Source organism: Streptomyces sp. YIM S03343 (assembly GCF_054729195.1).
The window spans coordinates 554694-567953 of sequence record NZ_JBPUKX010000002.1 but is presented as its reverse complement, the minus strand read 5'-3'; the positions used below and the strand labels follow the sequence as shown (position 1 = coordinate 567953).

Annotated in this window: 12 protein-coding genes; 5 read left to right on the top strand and 7 right to left on the bottom strand. The window is 71.5% G+C overall.

What is annotated here, in order from left to right:
* Nucleotides 1–66: 66 nt before the first annotated feature.
* Both ACSYGN_RS38320 and ACSYGN_RS38315 read right to left on the bottom strand, forming a co-directional pair.
* Complete coding sequence (locus ACSYGN_RS38320) at nucleotides 67–1221, bottom strand: acyltransferase family protein (protein WP_460404949.1); 1155 nt, start codon at nucleotides 1219–1221, stop codon at nucleotides 67–69.
* Nucleotides 1222–1387: 166 nt separating this feature from the next.
* A complete protein-coding gene (locus tag ACSYGN_RS38315; RefSeq protein WP_460404947.1) occupies nucleotides 1388–2434 on the bottom strand; it encodes an SGNH/GDSL hydrolase family protein in 1047 nt (348 codons plus the stop codon).
* Between the two features lie 181 nt (nucleotides 2435–2615).
* Between ACSYGN_RS38315 and ACSYGN_RS38310 the strand changes: the two genes are divergently transcribed.
* Together ACSYGN_RS38310 and katG are read left to right on the top strand one after the other, a co-directional pair.
* Nucleotides 2616–3053, top strand: coding sequence for a Fur family transcriptional regulator (locus ACSYGN_RS38310; protein ID WP_460404944.1), 438 nt, complete (start codon nucleotides 2616–2618; stop codon nucleotides 3051–3053).
* A gap of 211 nt (nucleotides 3054–3264) precedes the next feature.
* Nucleotides 3265–5487, top strand: coding sequence for a catalase/peroxidase HPI (gene katG, locus ACSYGN_RS38305; protein ID WP_460404942.1), 2223 nt, complete (start codon nucleotides 3265–3267; stop codon nucleotides 5485–5487).
* Nucleotides 5488–5622: 135 nt separating this feature from the next.
* On the opposite strand, the gene ACSYGN_RS38300 is transcribed toward katG, so the two are convergent.
* On the bottom strand, nucleotides 5623–6456 hold the full coding sequence (locus ACSYGN_RS38300) for an alpha/beta hydrolase (RefSeq protein ID WP_460404940.1): 834 nt from the start codon (nucleotides 6454–6456) through the stop codon (nucleotides 5623–5625).
* Nucleotides 6457–6562: 106 nt separating this feature from the next.
* Between ACSYGN_RS38300 and ACSYGN_RS38295 the strand changes: the two genes are divergently transcribed.
* A complete protein-coding gene (locus ACSYGN_RS38295; RefSeq protein WP_460404938.1) occupies nucleotides 6563–6988 on the top strand; it encodes a hypothetical protein in 426 nt (141 codons plus the stop codon).
* A gap of 16 nt (nucleotides 6989–7004) precedes the next feature.
* On the opposite strand, the gene ACSYGN_RS38290 is transcribed toward ACSYGN_RS38295, so the two are convergent.
* Both ACSYGN_RS38290 and ACSYGN_RS38285 read right to left on the bottom strand, forming a co-directional pair.
* Entirely contained in the window at nucleotides 7005–7979 is a 975-nt protein-coding gene (locus tag ACSYGN_RS38290) for a hypothetical protein (protein WP_460404935.1), read from the bottom strand.
* A 138-nt stretch (nucleotides 7980–8117) separates the two neighbouring features.
* Entirely contained in the window at nucleotides 8118–8864 is a 747-nt protein-coding gene (locus ACSYGN_RS38285) for a YqjF family protein (protein ID WP_460404933.1), read from the bottom strand.
* Between the two features lie 88 nt (nucleotides 8865–8952).
* Between ACSYGN_RS38285 and ACSYGN_RS38280 the strand changes: the two genes are divergently transcribed.
* Nucleotides 8953–9720, top strand: a complete 768-nt coding sequence (locus ACSYGN_RS38280; protein WP_460404931.1) for a hypothetical protein — start codon at nucleotides 8953–8955, stop codon at nucleotides 9718–9720.
* 228 nt (nucleotides 9721–9948) lie between these two features.
* Nucleotides 9949–11823, top strand: coding sequence for a M1 family metallopeptidase (locus ACSYGN_RS38275; RefSeq protein ID WP_460404929.1), 1875 nt, complete (start codon nucleotides 9949–9951; stop codon nucleotides 11821–11823).
* On the opposite strand, the gene ACSYGN_RS38270 is transcribed toward ACSYGN_RS38275, so the two are convergent.
* Nucleotides 11706–12191: a WS/DGAT domain-containing protein gene (locus ACSYGN_RS38270; RefSeq protein ID WP_460404927.1), complete on the bottom strand. Its 486-nt coding sequence runs from the start codon at nucleotides 12189–12191 to the stop codon at nucleotides 11706–11708. The two genes, ACSYGN_RS38275 and ACSYGN_RS38270, sit on opposite strands and share 118 nt — an antisense overlap.
* A gap of 411 nt (nucleotides 12192–12602) precedes the next feature.
* On the bottom strand, nucleotides 12603–13184 hold the full coding sequence (locus tag ACSYGN_RS38265) for a TetR/AcrR family transcriptional regulator (RefSeq protein ID WP_460404925.1): 582 nt from the start codon (nucleotides 13182–13184) through the stop codon (nucleotides 12603–12605).
* Nucleotides 13185–13260 lie beyond the last annotated feature (76 nt).

Below are 13260 nucleotides of genomic sequence, written 5' to 3'. Positions count from 1 at the left end.
CGCGCCGTAGCGGAAGCTGGGCCCTGTACGTCACCGGACCGGTGACGTACAGGGCCCAGCTGGTGGTCAACCGGCCGCGGCCGTACGCCTGCCGGGGCGCCGGGAGCGCAGCAGCAGCCGTCGTGCCGGGCGCTCCACGCCTTCGTAGAGCGCCCAGGACAGAGCCAGGGACACGGTGAACGCGGTGGCCGTGACGGCGAGTCCCGTCGGCGCGCCGAAGCGGGGGTACTTGCCTAGGAGGCCGTCGGTGGCGCGCAGCACCAGCAGATGGACCATGTAGAACGCGAACGACAGCTCCCCGAGCCGAACGACCCACCGGTGCCGCCACAGCGAGGGCAGCCCGCGCAGGTCCGCGACGGCCGCCGCGGGGATCAGCAGGGCGAAACCGGCGATGGTGCACGCGGTCGCCGGGTAACCGTGGTCGCCGACCTGCGGGACCAGGAAGTAGCCGACGATCGCCAGGGCGAGCGAGGCCTCCAGACCGGGGCCGCGCCAGCGGTCCAGCACCACCAGCCGGGCGACGGCGGCACCGAGGACGAACTCGGGCAGCCGTGCGAGCGGATGCGTGTACGGCTCGACGCCCAGCAGACCATGCGTGTCGGCCCAGGACAGTGCGAACACCGTCAGCACCGACACCCCGGCCAGCGCGGCCGAGCCCCGGGCGCCGAGCCGGCGCAGCACGGGGGCCAGCAGCGGGAAGGCGGCGTAGAAGAACGCCTCGCAGGCCAGCGACCAGCTGACCGGGTCCAGGGTCTGCCACCACGGGTGCCACCAGGTGTGCAGCAGCAGGACATTGGCGAGCCCCTCGGGCACGGTCGGCACCGGGAGCCGGGCCGTGGTGACGGCCAGCAGCAGCGCGAGGGCCGCGGTGACCAGATGCACCGGGTAGACCCGGGCGAGACGGCGGCGCCAGAAGGCGGGTGCGCGGTCGCCCGGCCGGGCCGACCAGAGCATCACGAAGCCGGACAGCACGAAGAAGAACGACACCCCGCCCGCACCGGCCCGGAACGCCCAGGTCACAAGGTCGCCGCCGGTGCCGCCGAAATAGCGGAAGTTGTGCACGTGCAGTCCGAAGACCAGCAGCGCGGCCATCCAGCGCAGTCCCGTGAGGGACGGCAGCGGGACCGGCGCGGCGGGCGGCGGCGCCTGCGGGGGGCGTTGTCCTCCGAGGGCTGGGGTGGCGGACGGCGTCCCGGTGGTGGTCCTGGTCGCCGTCGTCATCGGCTCACCTGCTGCTGTACGGGTCGGGTTCGGGGCATGAAGGCGAGCATTGCCCCTTCGGTGACGTTCAATCCCGTCCCGTACGAAACATCACCCCCACGGGTGACAAGGCGGTGCCTGCCACCGCCCTGCCGCCCGCCTGGCGTCCCAGTGGGCTCGGCCCGGCTCAGTCCTTGCCGTGCCCCTTGCCGTGCCCCTTGTCCAGCCGCGCCAGCACCGCGCGCGCCATGGCCGCCTCGCCCTTGGCGTTCGGGTGGGCGGGGGCCGCGGGCGACGTCGGCTGGAGCGGCTCGATCCAGCGGTCGGCCGGTGCCTTGCACATGTCGTGGCCGACCGTCGGGCCGTAGGTGTCGACGTACTCCGAGTGGTTCCAGCCCGCCACCAGACGGAGCATGAGGTTCAGCCGTCGCTCCGTGTCGCGCAGATACGGGAAGTCCTTCGCGGCGAACGGCACCGCGGGGAAGCAGCCGACGCCGTCGTCGGGCAGCAGGTCCGGATAGCCGACGACGAGGACGCGCGCGTGCGGGGCGCGGGCGTGCACGGCTCTCAGCACCCGGTCGACCTTCGGGGCGGTCGCCAGGACGTTCAGCGTCAGCTGGTCCGTCCCGGAGGCGCCGTAATGGTCCTTGCACGGGCTGCCCGCGGGGTCCTGGGCGGCGAGCCCCGCGCAGGTCGCGATGATCGTGCCGAAGCCGACGTCGTTGCCGCCTATCTGCACCGTCACCACGTCCGTGCCGCGCTGTAACGCGTCGAGCTGGGGCGGGTTGGTGCCCTGCGCCTTCCACATGTGCTCGGTGGTCCCCCCGGCGCAACTGGCGTCCTCGAACGCGGTCGCCCGGCGCCCGGATGCCACGATCGAGGGATAGTTGTGGTCCGAGCGGGCACAGTTCGCGTCCACCTGGGTGGGGATGCCGGGGCCGGAGGTGTAGGAGTCCCCGAGTGACACGTACCGCGTGCCGCCCCCTTGACCGGGGTGGCCGCCCCGGCCGTCGCCGCTGTGTGCCGCGGCCGGGGCCGTGGCGGCTGCGACCAGGACGCACGCGCCGAGTGCCGCCCCCACCGCGGCCGGCCGGTGGCGGCGCCGTCGCGCCGCTCCCGCCGCCCCCTCCGGCGTCCCGCCGTCCGTCTCCGTCTGTGCGCCGTGTGCCATGAAGTCCTCCCCCTGGAGCCGGGACATCGCGCGGACCGTGCCACGGGCGCGGCCGTCGCGCATCGACCGGGCTTGTATACCGTCCGGTATCTCTTGGTGACCAGAGGCGGGAGCCGGTCACCCCGCACGGTGTGGGCGCCGCGGGGCGCGGGTTCGCCAGGGTGAACGTCGCATGGCGCAACACGAAAGAGTTGTCCGATTCATTTTCTTGAATCGTTCGCCTTTATGTGGGTAGGTTGGGTCCATGACCGCATCCCAGAACCCGACCACCGCGGAGGAACTGCGCGGTGCCGGCCTGCGGGTGACGGCCGCCCGCGTCGCACTGCTCGAGACCGTCCGGCACGGCGATCACCTCGGAGTCGAGGCGATCGCGTCCGGGGTGCGTGATCGCGTGGGCCATGTCTCGCTGCAAGCGGTGTACGAGGCCCTCCACGCGCTCACCGCGGCGGGGCTCATACGCCGTATCGAACCGGCCGGCAGCCCGGCACGGTTCGAGGGACGCGTGGGGGACAACCACCACCATGTCGTGTGCCGTTCCTGCGGCACGGTCGCCGACGTCGACTGCGCCGTGGGCGACGCGCCCTGCCTGACGGCTTCCGACGACCGGGGCTTCGCCATTGACGAGGCCGAGGTCGTGTACTGGGGCCTCTGCGCCGAGTGCTCCACCCCCAGTGGTGCCTGAGCTCGCGGCGCCACCGGGGTGCGACCGGTGCCCCCGGCACCACCGCGGCCGGTGGACCCGCCGGACGTGCCTGCTCCGCCGGTGCCCCCGTCGGCACCACCGGATCCACCAGCCCCACCAGTTGCACCAGCCCCATCAGATCTGCCAGCCCCACCAGATCCACCAGATCCACCTGTTACATCAGATCCAGTCATCTTCCGGAGGGATTTCCATGGCCGAGAACCCTGATGCCATCGTCACCGACGCCAAGACCGAGGAGACGGGCGGCTGCCCCGTGGTCCACGGGCGTGCGGCGCATCCGACACAGGGCGGCGGCAACCGGCAGTGGTGGCCCGAGCGGCTCAACCTGAAGATCCTCGCCAAGAACCCCCCTGTCGCCAACCCGCTCGGCGGGGAGTTCGACTACGCCGCCGCGTTCCAGGCCCTGGACCTCCCGGCCGTGAAGCAGGACATCGCCGAGGTGCTGACCACCTCGCAGGACTGGTGGCCCGCGGACTTCGGCAACTACGGCCCGCTCATCGTCCGCATGGCGTGGCACGCCGCGGGCACCTACCGCATCAGCGACGGCCGCGGCGGTGCCGGCGCCGGACAGCAGCGCTTCGCCCCGCTCAACAGCTGGCCCGACAACGCCAACCTCGACAAGGCGCGCCGGGTGCTGTGGCCGGTGAAGAAGAAGTACGGCAAGAGCCTGTCCTGGGGCGACCTGATGATCCTCGCGGGCAATGTGGCCCTGGAGACCATGGGCTTCGAGACCTTCGGCTTCGGCGGCGGCCGCGAGGACGTCTGGGAGGCCGACGAGGACGTCTACTGGGGCCCCGAGACCACCTGGCTCGACGACCGGCGCTACACCGGCGACCGCGAGCTGGAGAACCCGCTCGCCGCCGTCCAGATGGGCCTCATCTACGTCAACCCCGAGGGCCCCAACGGCAATCCGGACCCGATCGCCGCGGCCCGCGACATCCGTGAGACGTTCCGCCGGATGGCGATGAACGACGAGGAGACCGTCGCCCTCATCGCGGGCGGCCACACCTTCGGCAAGACCCACGGCGCCGGTCCCGCCGACAGTGTGGGCGCCGACCCCGAGGCCGCGTCCCTGGGCGAGATGGGCCTGGGCTGGAAGAGCACCTACGGCACCGGCAAGGGCGGCGACGCCATCACCTCCGGTCTCGAGGTCACCTGGACCTACACGCCCACCCAGTGGGACAACAGCTTCTTCGAGATCCTCTTCGGCTACGAGTGGGAGCTCACCCAGAGCCCCGCGGGCGCCCACCAGTGGAAGCCCAAGGACGGCGGCGGCGAGGGCACCACACCGCACGCCCACGACCCGTCGAAGAAGATCGCCCCGGCGATGCTCACCACCGACCTGTCGCTGCGCTTCGACCCGATCTACGAGCCCATCTCCCGCCGCTTCCTGGAGAACCCCGACCAGTTCGCGGACGCGTTCGCGCGGGCCTGGTACAAGCTGACCCACCGTGACATGGGCCCGAAGTCGCTGCTGCTCGGCCCGGAGGTGCCCGAGGAGACCCTGCTGTGGCAGGACCCGCTGCCGGAGGCGGAGGGCGAGACGATCGGCGCCGCGGACATCGCGGCCCTGAAGGCCAAGCTCCTCGGCTCGGGTCTGAGCGTCGCACAGCTGGTCTCCACCGCGTGGGCCTCTGCGGCCACCTTCCGCGGCAGCGACAAGCGCGGCGGCGCCAACGGCGCCCGCATCCGCCTGGAGCCGCAGCGCAGCTGGGAGGCGAACGACCCCGAGCAGCTCGCCACCGTGCTGCGCGTCCTCGAAGGCATCCAGCGGGAGTTCGACTCCGGCGCCAGGAAGGTCTCGCTGGCCGACCTGATCGTGCTCGGCGGCACGGCCGCCGTGGAGAAGGCCGCCAAGGACGCCGGGTACGACGTCGAGGTGCCGTTCACCCCCGGGCGGGTCGACGCGACCGACGAGCACACCGACGCCGAGTCGTTCGCGGCACTGGAGCCCACCGCCGACGGGTTCCGCAACTACCAGGGCAAAGGCAACCGGCTGCCCGCCGAGTTCCTGCTTCTCGACCGGGCGAACCTGCTCACCCTGAGCGCACCCGAGACGACCGTCCTGGTCGGCGGACTGCGTGTCCTGGGCGCCAACCACCAGCAGTCCTCGCACGGCGTGCTCACCGACGCGCCCGGCACGCTCACCAACGACTTCTTCGTCAACCTGCTCGACATGGGCACGGTGTGGGAGTCGACGTCCGCGGACCAGACCGCGTTCGAGGGCCGGGACGCGGCCACCGGTGAGCTCAAGTGGACCGGCACTCGCGCCGACCTGGTCTTCGGCTCCAACTCCGAGCTGCGCGCCCTCGCGGAGGTCTACGCGAGCGACGACGCGAAGGAGAAGTTCGTGACGGACTTCGTCGCGGCCTGGGTCAAGGTCATGGACCTGGACCGCTTCGACCTCGCCTGACCGGTCCGGCCCCGGGTTCCGGCGCATCGTGCCGGACCCCAGCCCTTCCGCACACGACGTCCAGGCCGGCCCGCACGGACCGGCCTGGACGTCTGTCGCACCCCCTCCCGGTGGGGCCGCCGGTGTCGGCGCCGCTCAGGTGTTGGCGCGCACGAATCTGAGCGCCGTGTCGGCGACTTCCTGCCAGCCGTGGTCGATGGTCAGGGCGTGCCCCCGTTCCTTGATCTCGACGATCTCCGTCACCCCCGGGTTGTGCTGCTGCTTCTTGAAAGAGGCGCTGGCGATGGCCCACGGCACCGTGTGGTCCTTCTCGCCGGAGACGATGAGCAGCGGCCCGCGCTCCGGGTTGCCGGTGTCGACCTTCGCCTCCGTCCACGGGTTGAGGTTGGCGGTCGCGGCCTGGAACAGCGGCGCCCCCGGCGCGGGCACCGCGAACCGCTCGTACAGCTCCTTCGCCTCCTCCTCGCTCACCGCGTTGGCGAAGGCGTAGCGGAACTGCTCGAAGGTGAGCGGGACGGCGCGGTTGCGGTTGGCCGGGTTCCCGAGGACGGGAGCGGAGGCGCGCAGCGCGGACACCGGCAGGGGCAGTACGCCGCGGAAGGGGGCCGGGTCGATGGCCACCGTGGCGCGCGAGAGACCGCGCCCGGCGAGGATCTGCGCGAGCAGCCCGCCGAAGGAGTGGCCGATGACGACGGGCTTCTCGGTGAGCCCGCCGATCAGCCGCTCCAGATGGTCGGCGACCTGCCCGACCGTCTTCCCCGCGAACACCTCGGGATGCTCTTTGGCCTCCTCCACGGTCTCCGGGTCGTCCGGCCAGGACAGCGCCACCGGCGCATAGCCCGCCCGCTCGAAGTGCTCGGCCCACCGGTCCCAGCTGCTGGGCAGGAGCCACAGTCCGTGGACGAACACCACGGGCGTACGGCCGGACTCGTTGGCGTCGTGAATCTGCTGTTCATCATGTGCGGACATACCGAAAGCGTAAGAACGGCGGGCTTGTCGCGCGTCCGTCAACTGACGCATCCGGTGACGTAGAGGTGCTGTGGAGCGTGGCCCTCGGGGCCCGTGGGAGGTGGGGATGGAACAGGTCGTCGTCGAGTCCGTCCGGTACGCCGTTGCGTGCGCGGAGTGCGGGGCGAGGGCGGAGTGCTGTGGTGTGCAGGCGCTCGTGGACGGACGTCTTCGGTGGGACGTCGAGTCGGTGTGCTCCGGCTGCGGGGCGGCGCTGGCCGTGTGCGGGGGTGAGGTGCCGGATGCGCAACGGGAGCTGATGCTGGCAGTGAACGGGCCCGCCGCGCTGCGGCTGAGCGGTTCGGTGGCGTCGCGGGTGGCGGTGCTGCGGGTTCTGCGAGCCGAGTTGGGGGTCGGTCTGGGCGAGGCCCAGGCACTGGCCGGGCATGTGCTGGACGGGACGCATTCCGGGACGCTGCCCGAGATGGAGCTTCTCGCGCGGGCCCTGCGGAGGGCCGGGGTCGGGGCTGTCGCCGTGCGGGAACGGGGATGACGGGTCAGGGGCGGGGTCAGGGGTTCTTCGGAGGTTTCGGGGGTTTCGGGGGTGTCGGGGGTTTCGGGGGGCGTTGGGTCATCTGTTTTCTTGCCGTGCGCCAACGCGAGAGGGTCTGGTCCACGAAGGTGGACCACTCCCGTTGGACCTCGCGCTCCGACGGGCGGAGGCCGGAGCGGATGCGGGCGAGTTCGTCGCCGATCTCGCGGCCCAGGGCTGCCGAGGCGACCAGCACCAGCATGGCTCCGAACAACCCCGAGATCATGGCGAACACCGCGCCCACCGTGCCGTAGCGCGAGGCGTACGTGTCGAAGAGGCGGGGGAGGTACACCGTCGCCGCCACCGAGTAGGCGCCCGACAGGACGGCCGCCGTGACGGCGAAGGGGAGCAGGGCCCGCGCGGAGAGGCGTCTTGCCGACAGCAGCAGGCCTGTCCACAACAGGAAGGCCGTCGTGAGCGGCACTTCGGCCACCGCGGCCCACAGGCCGAACCGGCCGCTGCCCAGCGCGGCGTACACCCAGCCGCCGACGACCGTGTACGCGGCGAGGGAGAGGATCCACGACAGCCCGTTGCGCGTGTTGCGGACACTCAGCGGCGTCAGTTCCCAGGTTTGTTCGAACAGCCGCTGCGACGCCCGCGCGAAACTCAGCGTGGAGATCATCAGGAACACGGCCCCGAAGACACCGATGCTCGTGGTGTTCTCCCCGCTGGTGCCCGGGAGCGCGTCCCTGACCGCCTGCGCGCCGTCGCCCTTCAGGTTGTAGCGGCTGATGATCCGGTCCGCGGCGTCGAACTCCGAGAACGTGCCCAGGGCGACGCCGACCAGCATCGCGAGCGGGATGAGCGCGGTCAGGGCGTTCGACGCCAGCGCCATCGAGCGGTCGAAGCCCACGATCCGCTGGAAGCGGGTGAGCACCCGGAGCGCGAAGGCGGGCCGCAGCCAGAACGTCGCCGTCCGCAGGACGCGTTCACGTCTGCCGCCCGTCGCCATGCCCGCCGCCAACCCCCTTCGTCCAGCCGTCCAGCCGTCCAGCCGTCCAGCCGTTGTCCGTCGTGGTCTCCTTTTGCGGACAAACGGAGGTTAATGGACCTTCTCGGGTGCTCTGTGTGCACGACACGTGCGGGGCGTTCAGGCTCCGAGCACGGACGGACTGCCGAATCTGACCTCCACCCCGGGGGAATACAGCACGCTCACGGGCGGGGCGGACGGCTGCGGCAGGCCCGCCGCTTTGATCAACGTGTCGTCCAGGCACAGGAGTTCGGCCCGGTGCAGCGGCCACGGCTCGTGTTCGTTCGGCAGGTGCACGGTGCGGCCGTGCCAGGCGACGTGCAGGCCCCACCGGGCGGTGAGGAAATGCTCCAGCGGGGAGGGATCGGTGATCCGGGCGCCCGGGCGGACCCGCACCGTGCTGTGCGCGTCCCGGCTCGAGCGGCCTCGGCGGCCCCGGCGGCGGCACTCGTACGTGATGACGTCGCCCTCACGCCGCAACCGCATCCTCGACCAGATGTACGGCAGCCGCACGCCCAGCCTGCCCACCAGTGCCGGTATCAGCCGTGCCGCGTCCAGCGAGCGGAACACCACTCCGCGCCGGCCCCTCTCGTCCACCGAGTACAGCCGCACGTTCGTCTCGCAGAACGTGCCGAGATACGGCAGCCCGGGCCCCGGCCCCAGACCGACCCGGTGCATCAGGAACGGCACCAGACCGACGTAGGTGAGCCCGTCGAGGGTGTCGGGGCGGGTCCCCGGCGGCAGCAGCGGGGCCACCGTTTCCGGGGCTGCCGGCCAGTGCAGAAAGGTGAGTCGGTGCCAGCCCTGGACCAGGGTCGGGCGTCCCACGGGGCGAGGTGTCGTCGGGGTGATCGGCTCTGTCTCCATGACGCGGTGTCGTAGCACGGAGGCGGCCCCGCCGGGGCCCATATCGCAACCCCGGGCGCGCCCTGTGCGTGATGGTGGGGGAGAGGGGGTGGCGGGTGTGCAGTTCATCGAGGTCACCGGACTGGCGGGGGTGCGGTCCGCGGCGATCCGGTTCGTCCGGCCGGACACCGCGTTGCGTTTCATGCTGTATCCGATGATCCACCTGGGCGAGCCCGCGTTCTACCGCGAGGTCACGGCACGGCTGCGCCGCGACTGCGACCTGGTGATCGCCGAGGGTGTCGGCAAGGGGTCCCGCGGCGCGGACGCCCTCGTCGCGTCGTACGCCCGGCTGGAGCGCAGCGAGCGTCTCGGGCTGGTCGTGCAGGACATCGACTACTCGACCCTCGGCGTGCCGGTGATCTGTCCCGACATGGACGGCGCCGAGTTCGAGGACGGCTTCCGGCGGCTGCCGCTCAAGGAACGCGCCGTGCTGGCCACCGTGGTCCCCGTCGTCACCGCCGGGATGCGGCTGCTCGGCACACGCCGCTGGCTGGCCAGGCATCTCGCCACCGAGGATCTGCTGAGCGAGGCCGAGGAGGCCGCGCTCGACGTGCTGCCCGGCCTCGACGATCTGGTGGTACGGCGCCGCGACCAACTCCTCGTCGACGCCCTCACGCGCGCCCACCGCGACCGCCCGCGGCACTCCGGCGCGCCCTTCACCGTCGCCGTCGTCTACGGCGCCGCGCACATGCGCGCCGCGGCCGAGACGCTCACCGGCCTCGGCTACCACGCCTCCGACGCCGAGTGGCTGACCGTCTTCACCGTCGAGCCGCCGGAGGGCGAAGAGGAGCACCGGGCAGGACACCCGCGGTGGTGAACCGCCGTTCAGATGCCGCAGTTTGTTGCCCGATTGTCGTGGCATGACCCGGTCAAATCTGTCAGGCTTCCGTGAGCCGCCTGTCCCTGACCCCATGAGGGCCTGACGGCATCTCACCCGCCTCGCGCGAACGCAGCGCGCGACCCGCGGCCGTCCGAACGGCGCACCCCGGCCGTCCGGGCGGCCACCGAGCAGGCCGAATCCCCGGCCCCTGCAAAGGAGTTACGTGTGAGACCGACCCCCCACAAGGCCCGCGTCGCGTGTGCGCTCGTCGCCGCCGCGCTGGCCGCCGTCTTCCTGCCCGGCACCCAGGCCTTTGCCGCACCGTCCGCCACCGGCTCCGCCTCCCCGGTGGCCGCCGCCTGCACTCCCGCCCAGTCCGTCGTCAACGGAGGCTTCGAGAGCGGCAGTTCGTCCTGGACCCAGTCGGCGTCCACGGTGATCACCAGCCGCACCGGTCAGAGCGCCCACGGCGGCTCCGCCTACGCCTGGCTGGACGGCACCGGCGCCACCCACACCGACACCCTCTCCCAGAGCGTCACGATCCCCTCCGGCTGCGCCAAGGCCACCCTCACCTTCTGGCTGCACATCGACACCGCCGAGACCACGTCGTCCACCGCCTACGACAAACTCACGGCGAAGATCGGCAGCACCACGCTCGCGACGTACTCGAACCTCGACAAGAACACCGGCTACGTCCAGAAGTCCTTCGACGTCTCCGCGTTCACCGGGCAGACCGTGAGCGTCGCCTTCACCGGCACCGAGGACTCCAGCCTCCAGACCAGCTTCGTCCTCGACGACATCGCGCTCGACACCGCCGACGGCACGACCACCCCGCCGGCCGACTCCACCCGGACGCCGTCCGCGCCGTCGTACACGGTGAGCCTCAGCAGCAACACCGCCGGCACCGTATGGACCGGCCACGAGAGCGCCACCTTCACCAACGCCGCCGCCACCGCGCTCAGCGAGGTCTATCTGCGGCTGTGGGACAACTACCACGGCACCTGCTCGGCCCCGCCGATCACCGTCACCAACGTCACCGGCGGCACCGCGGGCGCCCTCTCCGTCGCCTGCACCGCGCTGAAGATCGACCTTCCGACACCGCTGGCGCAGGGCCAGAGCACCACCATCGGCTTCGACCTCGGCATCACCGTGCCCAGCGGCGCGGACCGGTTCGGCTACGACGGCTCGTTCAGCTTCATCGGCAACGCCCTGCCCGTTCTCGCCGTACGGGACGCGGCGGGCTGGCACCTCGACCCGTACACCAACAACGGCGAGTCGTTCTACTCCCTGGCCGCGGACTTCAGCGTCACCCTCGACCACCCCACGAGCCTGCTGGTCCCCGCCACCGGCACCTCCACCGACACCCCCGGCTCCAGCGGACGGACGGTCACCACCGCCACCGCCGCCAAGGTCCGTGACTTCGCCTGGGCCGCGGGCCCGTTCACCAAGATCTCCGGCACCTCCACCGCGGGCACCCCCATCAACATCTACTCCGTCTCGGGCATCAGCTCCTCCAGCGCCCAGTCCATGCTCAGCACCGCCCGCTCCGCCGTCGACGCCCACGCCGCCCGCTTCGGGGCCTACCCCTACGGCGAGCTGGACGCGGTCATCGACAACAACTTCTGGTTCGGCGGCATGGAGTACCCCGGCTTCGTCCTCGACCTGGTCAGCACCACCGCGCTCACCCATGAGATCGGCCACCAGTGGTGGTACGGCATCGTCGGCGACGACGAGTACAACAGCCCCTGGCTCGACGAGGCGTTCACCGACTACGCCACCGATCTCGCCCTGGGCAAGACCGGCAGCGGCTGCTGGAGCAGCGTGTCCTGGGCGTCGTCGGACGAGAAGATCACCAACTCGATGGCCTACTGGGACGCCCACTCCTCCCGGTACTCCACCGTGGTCTACGGCTACGGCAAGTGCGCCCTGCACGACCTGCGGCGCGTGCTCGGCGACACCGCGATGGCCAATCTGCTGAAGAACTACGCCACTTCGCACTGGTACGGCGTCTCGACCACGGCCGAGTTCAAGGCCGCAGCGCAGGCCGCCACCACGACGGACCTGACGTCGTTCTGGACCCAGCACCGCATCGACGGCTGACGGCGAGGCGGGTGATGCGACAGGGGCGGGCCGTGCTCTTCCGGCGGCCCGCCCGGCCGCTCCGCCCCATCCCACCCGGGCCGGACCCGGCGTGCGGCCCGGTCAGGACGGCGGGGGTGCCGAAAGCTGCTCCAGCGCTGCGCCATCCCGGCGGCGAAGACCTCCAGGTCCGGGACGGCATCGGCATCGCCGACCAGAGCGAGGTCGAGCTGTCCCGCGTAGGAGATCACACCGACGCTGAGCGGGACGTTCCCCTGCGCCACGCCCAGTTGGTACAACTCCCGCACGGGGGCACCCGCGATGCTCACGGGCACGGCGGGGCCCGGAAGGTTGCTGGTGAACACATTGACCAGCCGCTGGCGGAACATGGCCCGCACCATCCAGTGAGGGCGAGCGCCGCGACATGCATGGGCATGCCGTGGCGCTCGACGCGCAGATTGCTCATATCGAGCGGACTCAGCCGCTCGATCCGCGCTTCCACGGCTCTGCCGGATATGTCCACCCGCACCACACGGCCTCTCGTCCCGGCCGATACCGTGCCCGTCCCGCTCTCGGACGAGGCCGAAACCGGACGGTTCACCGGCCCTGTCCATTGTCGACCACAGGAGCTGCGACCTGCCGGGTTCCGCTTCGATGGTCGGAAAGAAGCGGCCCAAGCAGGGCGGGCGAAGTCCACTGCGGTGCGGCAACGCCCCAAAGGGGCGCGGGGAACTGCGCGACCAGCCACAACGGTGCCGCAGACGACAGATGACAGACGGCACATCGCAGAGGCGGAGCGCCTAGCGGCCCGGCGCCCCCGCCCGGAGCCCGTCCATGACGAAGTCCAGGAGGCGGGTGGTGCGGCCCTGCCAGTCGGGGCCGCGGGGGTCTATCTGCCAGAGGCCGGCGATGGCCAGCATGAAGTCGTCGGCCGTGACGCCGGGGCGGATCGTGCCCGCCGACTCGTTGGCGCGCAGCAGGAGGCCGACCGCTTCCAGCATCTGTGCGTACCCGGGCTTCGCCGGGCTGGGGGAGGTGCTGATGGCCAGGCGCATCGCATCGGCCAGGCCGGCCTTCGCCATGGCGTACTGGGCGAGCCGGTCCATCCACTCACGCAGGGCCCGGTCCGGCTCCCGCGTCGCGAGCAACTGGGCCGCGCTGTCGGTGACCTGCTGCGTCTCATGGCGGTAGATCTCCAGGACCAGCGCCTCCCGGTTGGGGAAGTTGCGGTAGAACGTGCCTTGTCCGACGCCGGCCTTCTTGGCGATCGCGCTCAGCGGTGTCTCGGCGCAGCAGGTCAGCTCGGCCAGCGCCACCTCCAGGATGCGCTCGCGATTGCGCTGTGCGTCCGAGCGCTGCGGCGCGCTCCGTCTCTCCGCCACGGGTCCTCCTTCCGGGCCCCGTGTCCGGGTCCGGCCCTTCTTCCGGCCCCCGTGTCCGGGTCCGGCCCTTGCTGAG